Source organism: Yersinia massiliensis (assembly GCF_003048255.1).
Lineage (GTDB): Bacteria > Pseudomonadota > Gammaproteobacteria > Enterobacterales > Enterobacteriaceae > Yersinia > Yersinia massiliensis_A.
In genome coordinates this window covers 2065660-2082278 of the sequence record NZ_CP028487.1, presented here as the reverse complement: position 1 = coordinate 2082278, position 16619 = coordinate 2065660, and the positions used below count along the sequence as shown (strand labels likewise).

Below are 16619 nucleotides of genomic sequence, written 5' to 3'. Positions count from 1 at the left end.
AATTTAGATATGGCACTTGCTGGATGTAAACTTCCTAGTTTCGACTAAAGAGTATAGGGATGTTTTTTTCATAAGAAGAACATTGATATAAATAAAAACCAGTCACGAAAATTTGTAACAACTCCCTATTATTAACTTCGATGGCTATCGTAGCTATATTTTCAATCTATTTGAATAGCACCTTAATCCTGACACAGGAATATTCACAACAATAAATAGGAATTATCCTGCCGACCTGTAGGAATATTCCTACTATAACTATAGTTATTACTTTCATTAAGTAGTCATTTAATGGGTTTCATTAAATTAAACACAAATGTGGAATTATAATCCCCAGAAAAAAATGTGATGCATATCACATAAATGACATGTTTATACATTGGCCATATTTAATAAAATAGAAATTATAAAAAACAACTTTTAGTTATTTAGTTTCATTTAATCAAGCAGTTAACCATTGACTTTAACAATGTAACCATGACAGTTGATAGTTAAAACCTATCATAGATTCATTTTCGATCGTCTAAAATGTATATTTTATAATAAAATCCTCGTTTATACTAAATAACGCATTTACCCATTAAGACGAGATTAAACGCCACAGAAAAACCAATCAACGACACTTATAACTTAGTTTAATTCGTAACTTTGTAGCTTCCACTGTCGCGAAATCACGACAGAAATGAGATATGAAAGGTTCAGCCGCTCTGTGGATTGTGTTTTTTGTTCTGTCAAGGGTTATATCTATATGATCAAGATTGGATTACTTGGAAATTGTCATTACACCAACGTCGCATTAAATCACATGCTTAAAGAGATTTATAAATATAGGGATGGGATAGAAATTACTGTTCTGAGCAAACTCGATTTGGAGAATCTCCGCAAATCAGAGAGTTTAGACTTCCTTATAGTTACTGGCTATAGCCATACATCATTTCACTGCTTATTGAAATTTTTGCTTGGTAAATTTTATCATAAGTCATTACGCCTAATTGTTTTAACAGAACCACAAATAACACCGTTGATGACCCATTTCCTTACTGAATATAGTCATCGCACTACATTTATCCGACTCAACGAATCTTACGTTACAATAAAACAGCATTTGGAAAGTACACTACTTTCCGATCTGGAACCGAATGCAGAGTATAAAAGTATCCGACGTATCTTGACACGAAGAGAGTTTTTTATAATGAAAGCACTCTATTCAGGTATTCAAGTTCGTGACCTATGTAGCAAATTAACAATTTCAGAGAAAACAGTATCCTCCCACAAGTTAAGTGCACAAGACAAATTACAGTATTCCAGACAAGATCTTCTTAACTACACTATGCTTATGGATGCATTACAAGGGAAGACAAAAAAAAACAAAAGTCAGTTGAAAGAATAATATTCAGCATTGTGCAAAAAACTAATTCTCGGACTAAACTACAAATAAGTTAGTCACATAACAGCATGTCGTTATTTAATATCAACTTATATGGTTATCTATGAAAAATACTAATAAGACAAAGTTATCTATCTCTGCGGTAATTCTCTTAACAAACGTTCCAGTAGCAAATGCTGCTATCTTACCAAATGTTAATGCGAATAGTAACGAATCATTATCAATTGGAAGTGGGGATTCGGTTGTTTATACTCCAAGTTACGGTAACGCAGTTTCTGCAAATGGCAGTAACTCATTCGTTACTGCCACTGATACATCTGTCACTACTCTCGGTGACAATAATAATGCAATTAATGCATTCAATGGTGGTGTTGTTAACATAACTAGTTCTAGTATAAAGACAAACGGTAACTCTGCATTCGGTATAACAGCTCAAGTTGGTGGTACCGTCAATGCCAACAATGTAATAATTGATTCTGCTGGTAACAATAGCTCGGGAGTTCGGGGTGGGGGCGGTACTTTAAATTTAAATAATATCGAAATCAACACATCAGGCAATACCTCATATGGGATTATTAGCGACACTGCTGGCAGCATAGTTAACTTAACTGGTGGCACTATTAAAACTACCGGTGATCGATCACACGGTATTACTGCAACAAGCGGAATTTTAGATCTTAATAATACTACAATTGAAACATTTGGCGACTTAGCTAGAGGGATTAATGTTGGTGGGAATGCAAGTGTTTCATCTGAAAATATAAATATCATTACTCATGGTAATGATCGTTCTGATGGCATTGTTTCATCAGGGATTTTTACTGGTAATAATATTACGATTAATGCTGAGGGCTCAAACTCCTATGCCATTACAATGGCTGAGCTTGGTAACCTTCACATTTCAAACACTCAAATATCTTCCAAATATTCAGCAATAAATTTCACTGCACAAGCATCTAAATTAGGTGCAATTGCTGAATTTGAAAATGCCAATATTACAACGGAAGATAAAATAGTAGTTGCTGGAAACTCAACAGGTAATATTTCTTTTATTAAAACAATAGCTAATAGTACAACTAATCAGTTTGCTAGCGCTGGGAATAATGCAATATTAGATATCGAGGCAAAAGACAATACAATTATTTCAGGAAGTCTTGTTGCTGACGCTACTAGTACCATATCATTATCTCTTGAGAATGATAGTTCATGGTCTGGCTACTCACAGAATGCAGACATGATATCACTAGATAATTCAAGCAATTGGATATTAACTGATAATTCTGATACTAAAAATTTAGTTAGTAATGGAGCAATTATATTCGGTAACTCAACCCCCATTAATTCATCAATAGATTTTTATACGCTATCAGCTAACAATTTAGCTGGTTCCGGTAGTTTCGAAATGCGTGTTGAAGGAGTTAGTGGTGATTTTTTAAATATAACAGATAATGTTTCTGGGAATCATACTGTACTAGTTAAAGGTTCAGGTGAGGAAGGTAGTGATGGTTACCATTTAATCCATGCACAAGGTAGCCAAAATGATTCTTTTGGATTAAAAGATGGCTTGGTTGATTTAGGAACTTACCAGTATAGTTTAACACAAAATGGTAACGATTGGTTTTTAACACAAGAAGCAACTACAACTCCTGCTGTTGATGCAGTGATTAGTATTGCATCCGCGCCCCAATTTATATTTGATGGTGAAATGCAAAACCTTCGTTTCCGTAAAGGCGATCTGAGAAACAACAAAGGTAATACAGGGGGAGTATGGGGCCGTTATTTAACTAATAACACAAGATCTAAGGCGGGTCACGGGGCGGCATATAGACTTCAACAAGATGGCTTTGAAATTGGCGGTGATAATGTATTTACATTAAGCTCTGGCCAGCTAGTCATCGGAGGGTTAACTTCATTTACTGATAATACACTTAAGCACGCCAGAGGTGGTAAGACTGATATAAGTAGCTATAGTTTAGGCTTATATGCTACTTATTTTTCTGATGTTGGTTACTATATTGATAGTTTAGTAAAGGTAAATCGATTTGATAACAAACTGAATGCTTTAGTGACTGATGGCAGTTCTACGCACTCTGAGTATAATCAAAATGCGATCGGTTCTGCTCTTGAAGTTGGCTATCAATATCAATTAGATAACAATTATTTCATTGAACCTTATATCAGAGCAACGTATTTTATTGCTGAAAGTAAAAACATTCAATTAGACAATGGAATGAATGCAAAAATGTATAATAGTAAATCGGCCAAAGGAGAGATTGGTACATCATTTGGGAAATCATTTGATTTAAACAATGGTTCTAATATTACAACATATGCAAAAGTAGCTCTAGAGAGAGAGTTTATAAAGAATAATAACATTATTATCAATAACGTTAATGAGTTCAATAATAACTTTTCTGGAAATATTGGGAAATATGGTATCGGAGTAAACTCCCAAGTTAATAAATTAACCTCAATATATGCAGAGATTGATTATAGAAAAGGACAAAAAATCGAATCACCCATAATGGGAAATGTAGGTTTTAGAATTAACTTCTAAAACTGTGTCACACTAATTTATTAACTTTCTATCCATATTTAGTGTGGCCAATTGATACAAACAATCTGCCAGGGAAATTTACCCTTGGCAGATGTTGATTTTCAGACTGTATAGCCTTTAGAAACAGGTTACGCCATTACAATTACATAAATAGCAACTCGTATAATCTAGTATGACTTCTATTGAATGTTGAGTCTATGTATCGTTACTCTGCACCAACCGGCACTACCGTGAAATATCAGCCATTTAACGCACCCCTAAAAACTCAGCTACGCACAAATCTACACGTATATGAAAATGTTTTACCCATGACTTAGCTGTCCCAAAAAATACAAAGAATAGACTGAGCAATGAAGCCTGCCTTGTTCTTCAGAGGTCAGACAAAGCACAACGATCGTTTTAAACGATCAATCTTTCATTATTGATCTGTCGAACCAATTTGAAAGCCTCGAACGAATGCCATTATCCTTATTGCTCACATAAATCATGGTCGTACCGTAAGGAAACTCGTTGTGATGGAATGGAAATTAATGACGGGAACTGAAAATGATTTTAGTCTCGCGCCTCAATGGGCCAAACGTTTAATCAATAGCGATGGAAGAATTTTGTGGTGGGACGGGATGAGAAAATTCAAACCGATCGATGGTAATGAATTCATACTCTCCGATAGATTTGAAGATAACTATCGGTTAATTGCAGAACGAAGGTTAGTGCCTAAAGTTTGATTTCCGGGCCAAATAAGCCCGGATTGTGCTTATTCCTCAGCTAGTGGTGACTCTGTTTCTTCCCTTTCTGGCATCTGCACGCGCAGATCGACGAATCGCCCCGCTGGAATATCAATTGACTGACCATCTTCATAGCCATTGATATTGTTCTGTGCAAATACTGGGGAAGTAGGATGCGTCCGATGATAGGTCTGAATGATTAAATCACCATCTTCTTCAAGTGAATAATCAACCCAGATAAGCGGCTGCTTATTTTTGTCTGTCGGAATCTCAATCCCCCCATCTACCCCACCCCATGCATCATCTGAGTTAAATCCCAGCACTCCAGATATTTTATAGACCCCTTCACTAATGCGTTCTGATGTTGCGCCCTCTGATTCTTCATTTGTTTCAGATCCGCCATCACCGTACAACTTCACCACCGGCGAGGCTTTTTTCAGGAAACCATTTGAGTCTACCGTTGTGTTGTTTGTGTGATAGAGCATAACTGCCGGGCTTAATGCGGTGTCATGGATTGTGCGGACATAGCACTGAGGAGCCCCAGACCCGACATTAAAACTTTGTATAGCGATTACAGCTTTTCTGGACCCGGCAGCAACTTGGCCCGATCCAACACCAAGGGAGATAATATTCCAATGCGCGGGCAAACTACCTGACACGTCTGTAGGAGTTGTTCCGCCCCAGTTAGTCATTGTCGTAAGGCTCATCATTCCCAGCGGGTTTAACCACGCATTATTCACTGATGTCATATTTACTGACGGGCCGCCGATGCCATTAGAGCCCGTTGTCATAGCACGGCCTGCTGTCTGGTCTGCGCTATTTGCAACTACATCAGTTACCGCAGCAGAACCCAGCCCTAAGGCGGTTCGGGCCAACGGTGCAGTAATAGCTCCTGTCCCTCCATCAGCTATTGAGACTGGTATTGCGGAATTCTGAACTCGGCGCACAGTAAATACTCGTGAACCTTTCGCTCCTACCGATATGACTTTATATATTTTATAATTTGATTGTGATGTTGTATCTGGAATAAGCGTTAATCCAATGCGAGTTGAATTACTGGAGATATAATCGACTGTGATACTGACCCCTGTACCTGCATTATAGATAATATCTTCTGGTGCATTGGTCCAAATATTATTTGAACCAATATAGTTAGCTCCCGTTAGAAAATCTTGCTGTTGCCAATCTAGAGCGGTTAAACCGACAAGCGTTGGCAATCCAACTCCAATGTTAGACAATTGCTGCTGACTAGCTTTACCATTTATATCTTGCGATAATTTTGTTAATGAGGGAATGACAACTTCAGTTCCATCTGGCGCAATAATAGTGACATCGCCAGTGCCTGTTGTTATATTTTGCCAATCTTTAAATAACTGCTGATAAAATCCTAATTGAGCTGATGACTCACGCGCTAATGCAGAGTATGAATTAGAAACAGTGGTATGAATTGCATAATTTGAATTAGTCAAAGAATCAACAATATTTCCATTAATTCTAATTTTTGTATCACTGTCTACAGCCAATATTTCGTAAACCAATGTATTTCCATCTGTTCTTGTGACATACAATGCCTGTCCAATCGCAACACCCATAACATTGTTAGCCCATTGAGTTCCGGAGCCAGTAATGACATTCTGACCGGATGGAGCTGTAATTGTCCCAGTTCTATACCAAGCACCAATCATAGTGATCCCTATCATTTATGATATTTAATGAAATTAGAACGCCGTGTATTTTAAATAACACAGGCGTCCGTTATAGGTTATGAGATAGTTTATTAAGCGGGGATATGATTAGGTCCAACAAGAACACCCGCACTTCCTTTCTTGCACACTAATACAGTAGCATTAAACAATGGGGTAACATTAGAACTCCCGCCACCGAAGTTATTGTATCGAATGCTGACAACATCCATCCCACCCAAGACTGTTGCAGGGACTCTGAATGAAACGCCGCCCACTGTTGTTGCTGGGGTTGACGCCCCGCCTGTAATGAAACTTTGGACGATCACGCCATTTATTAGTAGATTTAAATCGTTTCCAGAGTAGATGTTCCCCCACGTAACATCCCCGTTAATAATCAGCACTCTCTCAAAATTTGCAGAATCAAATGAAAATACCGTCCACAATACACCGCTAGGGACTCGATCTGCTGATGCACCCGCCGACATTCCTGTATTTGTTACATATCCTTTTAAATGAACGCCCTGAACCACATCGCCAATGATTTTATTAGCGTATACAGTTCCACCGAAATAGCCGTCATTACTTTCAATCGTTCCGCTAAATTTACCTGCTGTTGCATATACTGTTCCCCTGACTGTAACGTTATTAAATTCGGAGTTACCGAGTTTATCTATTTTCCAGCCCAGCATTCCCATCACGTAATTGTCAGACATTATATACTGACCGATTTTGGCATTAGTTATTGAGCCATTTTGAATAAATCCGTCATTAATAAACGTCTGCCCATTTACGACAGCCCATGGAGAGAATTTATTATCTTCGGGTCCACTTAAGAGAATAAAACTATCAGCATTAAATCCAATCGATGCTTTCGCCACACCATTAATAAATTCAGCACCAATGACCATTCCGGCACTGACAAACTGGCCGTTATAGTTCAGACCAGCACCTAAGCTGTATGTCGCAATAGCACTATCAGCATCAACTACAGCCGTCATTTTTTGACCAATAGCCGCTGTCTGATCTTCAAATGTTGCGGTAACTACCAACTGATATTCTGCAAATGCTCTAGCCGCATCAGCCTGAGTGGTCCATATCTCAACAATCCCCGCTTTATTCTCCCCATAGTGCGCCCATTGCTGGCGAATACTGGCGTTATTGGCGTTGGCTGTTTCAAGAATAGCCTCAGCATTCATGAAGTCGTCGTTAAGTAGTTGCTGCCCTGCAACGGTGTTTGTAATGAATTCATCACCCACAAACTCAAGGATCGAACTTGTGTCTGTACTGGACATGCCGCGAACCCAGTCAATCCAAGGTGACTGATTGCCAGATTTATCAACTATCCGCGCACGGAACCAGAACACTTGCCCCGCCCTTAAGCCCTGCATCGTGTAGTTCCGTTGCGGATGCGGTACATCACTCAACAGCATGGCATCGGTGCCATCAGCAGACAGGCTATATTCAATCTCTGTTTTTAACGCATCTTCAGCCCCTTCCGGATAACCCCAACTCAAGGTAATACCAAAGAGAATGCCGCTCGCCGCAAAGCCAGCAGGCATGGGAGGATTCCCCTCTTTACCGTTTAAGGCTGTTTCAGTGGCGTTGGCCCATATACTGGATATTTCAGCGGCATTAATGGCGCGAACCCTGCACTGATAACGCCCAGCGTAAATACCCGTCACATCAAAGCTGCGTGTAGACGTGCGCGGGGCAGCGATCCAATTACCGTTATCGCGCCGCCACTCTGCCTCGTAAGCAATTGCACTTTCGGCAGCATCCCATTCGACATGTAGCGTAGTAACAGCAAGCCCCTGAGCAATCGCAGAGAAACTGGTTATCTCGATGTTTTTTGGTGGGGGTTGGACGCCAGGCGGAATAACACTGATCGGGCGATCTTCAATAATTGCGCCGCTTTCAATCTTGGCCCATTTATTTTCATCATATTCAATAGCATTAATTTCATAGGCTATTTCTTTATCGCTTGATGCGTCTTTAATGCCGACCACACGATAAAGCTGTACAGCCAGATCATCGGAGTCAACACTCCAGACGCATTCGGCAGCAGGTAACTCACTATAAGCCACGCTAACAGTGACCACTCTATCATTAACCGATTGCACCGTTCTGGCTTGCGCCACCCCACTCGGAAGGTTAACAATAAGACGATCCCCAGCCTTAGCGTCAGGTTTGCGGTCAAGAGTAACATTGCGACCGACAGCGCTACTTATGCGCCCTCCAAGCACCCGCCCAGCCAATAGCTGATCGGCAACCCCAACAACCCAACCAGGCAAGGGAATGCGACCCTCAAGCCCCACCGTGAACGAAACCGCCCTATCCTTTTCATTGGTATAGAGAACCCACTTACCTCGGCGAATGGCTTCGCTTCGACGTGTGCAACCTATGGCTGTTATATCTGCGTTTAAAGTACCGTATCGCCTAACCAGAGACCGAGCGACGACAGGTTCAATATCATCCTGATAACGGTTGTCAGGGTTTGAGTATGACACCATAGCTTGACTGTAATGGGTTCGCTCACTGGCAGAGCTATATTGAAAACCATCTTTCACATTAGCGCGAGAGTAAACCATATCAACTGGACGGCTCATATCGGCCAGCGCTCTTATTTCGCCGCCAGCCCAATAGAACATGCCAGAAAATATACTAATGATGTCACTCAGAACGTTAATTGCATCTTCTTGACCTTGGATATATACATCACATAAATGGCGAGGTTCCATACCTCCGCGACCATCAGGAACTAACTGATCGCAATATTTAGCAATCTCGTACAATTCCCATTTAGAAGTGGAAAGGTTATTTGCCTTAATCCATTGCCCTAATCCGTATTCCTCATTGATGCAAAGGTCATAAAAAATCCAAGCTGGGTTATTGGTCCATGCCCATTTAAATGTGCCATCCCAAACGCCGGAATAAGTTCTGTTAATAGGATCATAATTTGATGGAACTCGAATTATGTCCATCTTCGGCTTGCACGTTATTGTCGGGATGTTCTGGAACTGTTTTGCATCAAACTGGATATACAACAACGCCAGATTCGGGTAGCGCAATTTTGCGTCAACAATTTCAACGACGGCATCAACTAACATCCGATCGGCAACCCGGGCTGTATTTGTCGTATTTGGGGTTATCCTCCGAACACGGAGCTGCCAACCCTCTGTTGAAGTAGGTAAATCAATACGGTGAGAGCGTGGGTACCCCGTTGTTGATTTACCATCAACAGCAGACCGCAAAACCTCATTGTAAGCCCCACCACCGGTTGCTAAATCAATCGCATACTCAACTCGGTATCCAACAATATCGCCATTATCCAATTGTTGTTGCAATGCTGGCCATGACAGGCGAACACGCACGGCAGAGAGGTCAGTATTGGTGATTGCCTTCACCCAAGGAGTTTCATATTTCAGCTCAATACCGACAGCGATATCATTTTGAACATCTGGCATTCCCTGAATATAAGTTTGATGCTGAGTCCCTGGGCGAAACTCCCACTGCACACCAGGGAAGTTGACGCTACCATCAGCATTACCAATGGGAGTGCCATCAAGAAAAATTCGGGTATTATCAAGCCCACCAACCCACTCACCATGGCCCAATACCAGCAACATTTTTGCAAAAGAAGTAGCGATTAATGAATCTGGTGATTCAACCGGAGTGTGGCTGTCTGAACTGCCCGCCTTTTTACCCACAATTGCCGACATACTTTTCTCCAGGCGAAAAAAAACCGCCCGGAGGCGGTTCAATATTAAAATTAGTAGTTACATTTGATCTTCGGTATAGATACCGGCTGAAATGATGGCACCGCCAATAATTCGCTCGCCGTAACCAATCGGAATCGGGTTTCCTTGCGCCACTGTATTCACAGGCCCACCAAATGCATAGCTTGGGGTGTTCTCTGCTGATTGCCGAGTTGCCAGCCCGCCCTGTTGCGGTGATAACATTTGCAAAACCCCGCCAAGCGCCATTGATGCACCAGCCATTAACATACCTTTGGCAAATCCAGCAGACATTAAAGCCGCCGTTGGGTTCCAAAAGGTTGCAGCAATGAGTACTGCACCCAATATAGTTTGAAACAGCCCAGCTTTCTTGCTACCGATATAAACAGGCACTATACGGATGGGGGCATTCCCACCAAGGGATAATTCATTTTCATCAATATTGCGTTTGCCACTAAAGACAGCAAATGTAAGCCCTCTTGATTCACTGTCTAATAGGAATTGCTTAAAACCTTTAATTTGTAACCTTAAGGCTTGTATTGCCTCTGCTGGGCTTGATACCTCCCAGTTATACTCCCGACCAAACTTTTTGCCTAAAATCCCACTTAATTCTATTTTTCTACGCATTTTCATGCCCCATAAAACAGAAAACCCGCGAATGCGGGCTTTAGTGTTAAATACTTACTATTAATTTTCAGTATATTCTATATAAACGCTGCCCTTATCTCTATTTTCGCCATAAGTATTTCCTTGGTTAGCCATCCCAAGATATAATTTTATATTATAATCTTTGGTTGCGAAGTTGGACGTCCAAGAACCGCAATTTATATTTATAATGCATGGGTAGAAATTAAATCTATCACTAGACACATATTCACTTTTATTTACTGGCTCCCCATATTTTTCAATCAATTCTTTTTTTAATGATTCATATTTAGATATACCATTAGACTTGTCACCCTGAATGTCATAAGTGTTAAATACTATCTTATTTAATCTTTTATTCTTAAAGTAATGTCGATAGAAACCATCCTTAAAACCACCTTCAGGAACTGTTGATGTAAATGAGACAATAATTCCATTTTTCTCTTCTGACTCAGAATATATGGCAGCACCTTTAGACTGTACTGAATAGGGTGTAATTCCCCATTTATACCCAAATGGAGCATCCTTGTCTTCGTTACATCCAACAACACCAAAAATGAATAATAAAAGAATAAAAAAACGCATATAAAAGTCTCCAATGACAATCTATCCCAACTTCCGATTAGCTCATTGTTAACAATCATACCATTAGTGACTTATGTCGCAACTTAACCGTAGTGCGATCTTGATAATACCCGCCATACGGCACCCGCTTGCTTAAGTGTCCATACATGTGATGGATCATCATGCCATCGCCAATATAGATTGCTGCATGGTTCGGGACTAGAGCGCTTACTTGCATAATAATGACATCACCAGGTAATAACTCGCCGCCAACCTCCACAAAACCCGCACTGTTGTAATTATCCATGTACAAATTTTCGGTGCCGGATTCCCACCAGCACGGTGAGCGCTCAAAGTTGGGGAGATCAATATCTCGCTCCAACTTGAACCAGTCGCGAATAATACTGAAGCAGTCCCACACGCCATGCACGAACGGACGTCCTTCGAGTGGGCGCGGCCCTATAACAGGCTCAACTATTCGTAAGTCACCTTCTGGCCAGCTGACAATAACCCACTGTAACTCGGACATGTCACACTGGGCATGATCAACATTGCTGGGCTGGGTTGTTGCATCAGGGTGACTATGAACAATATGGGTGACATTCCCCCAAGCCTCCGCGGTGGCGTAGTCTTCTGGGTGCAAAATGAAATTATCATTTGGCTCAGCGGCCTGATTGCGGCACGGGAAGTATTTTTCCGTTCGTCCCTTGCGACAAATTAAGCCACAAGCCTCGCGGGGATAGTCTTTTTCAGCATGCGCAAAAATCGCTGCATGGGTTTTCTTCTGCATGCTTATCTCCTTAAGAGCGATGAACCCGGCTCTGCACCGTATGGCAAAGGTTCAGCGCCATGGCGTAGTTTGCAGGCCCGAAGTGATCCGCTGCATTCATCACGACTCGGATCATCCGTTGGATTATCATCTTCATCAAAATACAGCGAGCCGGCATAATCGCAGCCCCGCCCCGTTCGATACCAACCCCGCATACAATGACGGCAAACACTCCCCTGAATTTGCTCCCGAGGAATTTTGATACCTTGCATATTGTAAGGACCGGATAAATCGAACTGTATCCCGCGTGGGCCTTCGCCCGCTTTCCGATCGATGAAATAAACATACAATGTTTCATCATCCGGGCTGGCGGAGGGATTACCCTCTAAAAAATTACGCGCATCAAGATAGTGAGAGAAGGTTTTGTGTACCTGTACTTTCGCCTGAGCCAAATCCTGATAAGCGAGACACATTGCACTGATGGTACCGTCAATATTTCCCACGCTAAGGGAGGGAGTCGGTGCAGTACCGTCACCGGCTATTTCTATTCCGGTCAACTCCACTGGCCACGGCAAATACTCGACGCCTTGCCACCAGATAGATTTAACAGGAAGTTTGGTTATATCCCCGTCTGCCGCACGCAGCTCTTGGGAGGTGTACGGTATTTTATGATTATGAAAAAAGAGCTCAGGACCATTAAAGGCGGTGCAATCAACCGCATAAAGCCAAACCTCGTTGCCGGGGTCCAGCGTTTGATAATCGTGTTTTATACCCATATTAAACCTTACGGATGATAAGCAATTTCGAGGGGAATGTTGAGCTGAAACATCGGTTTGCCGGCTGAGTTTTTACCTTTTGCTGTCGGGTCATATGCCTTGCAAACATAAAGGCCGAGTTCGCCCATAGGGTTAGTCCATTCAAAGGCGGTGTGCCCCTGATGTTCGTCCAGAAAATCGAGGATTGGTTTTATGTAGTCCCAATCCCCAATAAACTGAAGTGTCCATTCCGTTGACTTGGTGTTTATCCCATCACCGGCACGCTGGATATACCCGTCACCAAATTGAATCTCTCGGGTTCGAAACTCGGTTTTTGCCGTAGCCTCTACCCGAGGGCAGAATGTGAAGACCTTTATCACTATCTACCCCCTTGGATGGCAGTTGTAATAGCGCCTCGTTGACCTAAATCTTTTTGTATCAACTCTCTGTATTTACTTTCGACGAGACGTCCAATTTCACTGCCAAACTGCTCCATGCCTTGGCTGCTTTGTGTGGAGGTGTTGCCGTTACCATCAATGGTAATATAAACCTGCGGCGCGGCTGAACCACCGGAATAACTAGTCGGCATATTGCTACTGACCGCCCTTACACCGAGCGAGCCATCAGCAGAGCGAGTGAGCGGCATAATCGCCTCAGGCCCCGCTTCGCCCATGACGCCAGCCCCTTTTGCAAAAGCAAAAAAGGTCGGTGAACTAACAACCTGCCCACTATAGGCACTTAAACTGGGTGAATCATAAACACCGCCTTTGGCATTAAATGACAACCCGCTATAAGCGCCGCCCGAGAATGCATTACTGGCAGACCCTGCCGCGCCACTTGCGCCGCCCATGAATCCACCCAACAACCCACCCGACACGCCCGTAATCGTCTGCATGATCGAACTAGTGACAAAGGCTTGCGCTCCCATATCAACAAGGTTTTTGATAATCGATTGAGACAATGACGCGAATAAATTCGACAACGCTTCTTTAGTCGTTTGAGTTTTATTCACTAAACCAGTCAGCATATTAGTGAGCCGGTCTTGTGAGTCCTGAAACAGATCAACGGCCATGCGTTGCAGGTCGCCTTGCGAGGCGAATAATTGCAATGATGCCTGATACTGCTGTTCGCGGGTTTCCGTCTCGGAAGCAAGGATAAGCTGATTTTTTCGCTGCTCAGTGATAACGCCTACCGCCGCATAAGTCTCGATAAGCGCCTGACGTTTTGCCAGTTGGTTACTGAGATTTTGAACGGGATCGACATTACCGGCCAACTCATCATTGGCGCTGACAGCGTAACGTTGGTTAGCATCTGCCAAAGCCGCCAGATAGTCCGTGTGGATCTGCTGTTTACGCCGAGAAAGCTCTTCGGCGCTTTGTATTTCACCGCTAGCAACCTGCCGTTGAAGCTGCTCTTGCGCCTGACGCTGAGATTCTGCGGCACTGCGGTAAGGATCTGACGCAATAGCGGCGTTGTGGTCCTCCCAGCGCTGTTTTGACTCTGCGAGGGTTTTATTCAGCCGTTCTAGCTCTACACGTTGTGTATCAGTGTATTTCGCGCCAGTTTCAATGGAGGCGGCAAATAGTGATGCTGCGGCCTCCCCCTGATTCAGTCGAACAGACTCAACCTGAATCTCTTTATTCAGATTGGCAATGGCTTGCTCATAGGCTTTTGTTGCACTTTCAGCCGTTTTTGTTGCACTGGCCGCTTTACTTTTCGCCTGCTCGTTCGCTTTGTTCTGCTCAGACTGATCGTAGTTTCTGAGTTCGCCGCTGACGAATTTCGATACCTCTTTCGGATCAGTAATTTTGAGCCGTTCAGCTTCTTGTCTGGCTATTTCTGTCGCTTGCGCCCTGCCCGACAGCTTTAATATTGCCAGCTTATCGTCCTGCACCTTTTGCGCGTTTTTAAGCTCTTCACTGACAGGAAGAATCAGACTAGTTGAGTTAAAGGCGGTTTTGGCTTGGGTAGCAATATTCAGAGAACTGGTAAAATTAGCCATCATTCCGGCCGCAATCCCCACCTCGACATTTTCCAGCTTGAAAATCCCAACACCTTCTTTAAGCGTCCCATTCAACTGAGCGCTGAGAACATTAGCCCCATTGACTGAGCGGCTTTTATTGTCCTGCGCATCCGTCAATTCTTTGAGTGCTATCGCCTGATTATTCAGAGAGATATTCAGTTCTTCATTGGCTTGCTTCCCAATAGTTGAACCTTCCCCCCACAAATAAATTTGACGGCGATTTCGCTCAACGGCTTCTGTCGCTTTGTCGTAATTCTTTTGCGCATCCGCAACAACAGAAGAGAGCGCCGGTAATGAGTTGTTCAGCTTACCGATCTCAGCCGCTAACTGAACATTCCCCATTTCCCGCATTTTATCAATCAGTCCACCCACGCCCCCCGCTAGCTCTGTCGCTGAACGTTTGGCTTGTTCTGATTTTTCATAGAAATAATAAACTGCGCCGGCTGCCAACATAGCGGCCCCAACGGGACCACCAATTAAGCCCAGCGCCTTACTTGCTAGTCCGGAAGCAACATTCAACCGTTTTTGTGCTTCGGTAAGGGCATCCGTTGCTGCCGCTTCTGCGCGGGATGCTGCGGCTACTGCAGCAGAGTTAACAGCAAGTTGGGCACGAATGGTTGCTCGGGCCTTTTCGGTTTGCGCCAACTGTAACTGAGCGACCAACGAACGCTGTGCGGCAACCGCCGATTCTCGCTCTGTCCGGATCTGTAACAATGACGCCTGAACACCTTCAACCTGCGCCGCAGCCAGTGCAAGTTGTGAGCGAGTGGCATTGATGACTTCTTTGGTCGCTGTAGTGACATTATCAGCCATGCCGCCAAAGTATCGCGCTAATCCAAGTCCCACTAAGCCGGTACCGGCTGCAACAAGCACATCGATATTATCCGCAGCCGTGCCAATCACGCCGGAGATCGCCGCCGTCACATCCATTGCACTATTGGCATCACCAATATAGGCTTTCCAATGGTTTGACAGCTTAGTGATGGCATCCCCGACCGTGGTCGGCATAGCCTCGGCAAGTTCGGCATTACGGTCCTTTGCAGCGATCACCGCCTTGGAAAAGGTATCCATTGATAACTTTCCAGCCGCGCCAAGTTTTTTCACCTCAAGCTCAGTGGTCCCCAAATAGCGGGCAATATCGCCAATAACGGTCGGCATAATCTCCATGACGGCATGCCACTGATCACCCGCCACCTTGCCATTTACCATGGATTTAGACAGTGCATTAATCGCGCTTTCGCCCTTTTCAGCGCTGGCGGCGTTAATGGTTAATGCGCTGGAAATTGAATCAATAAAATCAATCGTACTGGCCGTGGAGAAACCCAGCTCTTTCATTGAGTTGGCGCTGCGAATATACAGCTCGAATTGTTCCTCAATGCTTTTATAAGTACGGTCGCTGATCTCCATCAGGCGCTGCTGAACGCTGTTATATTCCTCTTGTGAGCCGGTTGCCATTTTGATACGGGATGATATTTGCCCGTATTGGTCAGCCGTGCTGATCAGGCTACCCACCGCAAATGCCCCGGCAAACATGCCCACCATGCCACTGGCCGACTCTTTCACCGTGACCAATTCGTTATTCAGTTCTGCTAATGCACGTTTGCTCTGGCGTGTCGCCGCTTCTGCCTTACGCGAACCGCCCTCCATGGTTTTATAATATTCAGCCCCCATACGTGAGGCTCGGGCCATCTCCGTTTGATAAGAGGACGAGTTAGCCGTGATTTTGACGATGAGTTCACGTAAGGTTGCCATATCAGTACCAATAAAAAACCCGC

11 protein-coding genes and 1 pseudogene are annotated in these 16619 nt (G+C 43.4%); 3 read left to right on the top strand and 9 right to left on the bottom strand.

Annotated features, from left to right (window positions below):
* Nucleotides 1-748: 748 nt before the first annotated feature.
* The 3 genes from DA391_RS09800 (at nt 749) to DA391_RS09790 (ending at nt 4669) form a co-directional block, all read left to right on the top strand.
* Nucleotides 749-1390, top strand: coding sequence for a LuxR C-terminal-related transcriptional regulator (locus DA391_RS09800; RefSeq protein WP_159074568.1), 642 nt, complete (start codon nt 749-751; stop codon nt 1388-1390).
* A gap of 100 nt (nt 1391-1490) precedes the next feature.
* A complete protein-coding gene (locus DA391_RS09795) occupies nt 1491-3944 on the top strand; it encodes an autotransporter outer membrane beta-barrel domain-containing protein (RefSeq protein WP_108087654.1) in 2454 nt (817 codons plus the stop codon).
* Between the two features lie 515 nt (nt 3945-4459).
* Complete coding sequence (locus DA391_RS09790; RefSeq protein WP_050080520.1) at nt 4460-4669, top strand: hypothetical protein; 210 nt, start codon at nt 4460-4462, stop codon at nt 4667-4669.
* Between the two features lie 29 nt (nt 4670-4698).
* Here DA391_RS09790 and DA391_RS24465 read toward each other — a convergent pair whose 3' ends face one another.
* The 9 genes and pseudogenes from DA391_RS24465 to DA391_RS09750 all read right to left on the bottom strand — a co-directional run bounded on the left by DA391_RS24465 (nt 4699) and on the right by DA391_RS09750 (nt 16596).
* The gene (locus DA391_RS24465) at nt 4699-5886 is read right to left on the bottom strand and encodes a hypothetical protein (RefSeq protein WP_430980868.1); all 1188 of its coding nucleotides are present in this window, start codon (nt 5884-5886) and stop codon (nt 4699-4701) included.
* 39 nt (nt 5887-5925) lie between these two features.
* Nucleotides 5926-6354: pseudogene (locus DA391_RS09785) on the bottom strand (hypothetical protein); the annotation flags it as partial.
* Between the two features lie 92 nt (nt 6355-6446).
* Nucleotides 6447-10073 (bottom strand): TipJ family phage tail tip protein, encoded by a 3627-nt coding sequence (gene gpJ, locus DA391_RS09780; RefSeq protein ID WP_108087653.1) that lies wholly within the window; start codon nt 10071-10073, stop codon nt 6447-6449.
* A 57-nt stretch (nt 10074-10130) separates the two neighbouring features.
* Entirely contained in the window at nt 10131-10721 is a 591-nt protein-coding gene (locus tag DA391_RS09775) for a tail assembly protein (protein WP_108087652.1), read from the bottom strand.
* Nucleotides 10722-10775: 54 nt separating this feature from the next.
* On the bottom strand, nt 10776-11318 hold the full coding sequence (locus DA391_RS09770; protein ID WP_108087651.1) for a hypothetical protein: 543 nt from the start codon (nt 11316-11318) through the stop codon (nt 10776-10778).
* A 55-nt stretch (nt 11319-11373) separates the two neighbouring features.
* Nucleotides 11374-12087, bottom strand: coding sequence for a C40 family peptidase (locus DA391_RS09765; protein ID WP_108087650.1), 714 nt, complete (start codon nt 12085-12087; stop codon nt 11374-11376).
* 2 nt (nt 12088-12089) lie between these two features.
* The gene (locus tag DA391_RS09760; protein ID WP_108087649.1) at nt 12090-12842 is read right to left on the bottom strand and encodes a phage minor tail protein L; all 753 of its coding nucleotides are present in this window, start codon (nt 12840-12842) and stop codon (nt 12090-12092) included.
* An 8-nt stretch (nt 12843-12850) separates the two neighbouring features.
* Entirely contained in the window at nt 12851-13201 is a 351-nt protein-coding gene (locus tag DA391_RS09755) for a phage tail protein (protein ID WP_430980864.1), read from the bottom strand.
* Nucleotides 13201-16596, bottom strand: a complete 3396-nt coding sequence (locus DA391_RS09750; protein ID WP_108087647.1) for a tape measure protein — start codon at nt 16594-16596, stop codon at nt 13201-13203. Before DA391_RS09750 ends, DA391_RS09755 begins: the two co-directional genes overlap by 1 nt.
* Nucleotides 16597-16619 lie beyond the last annotated feature (23 nt).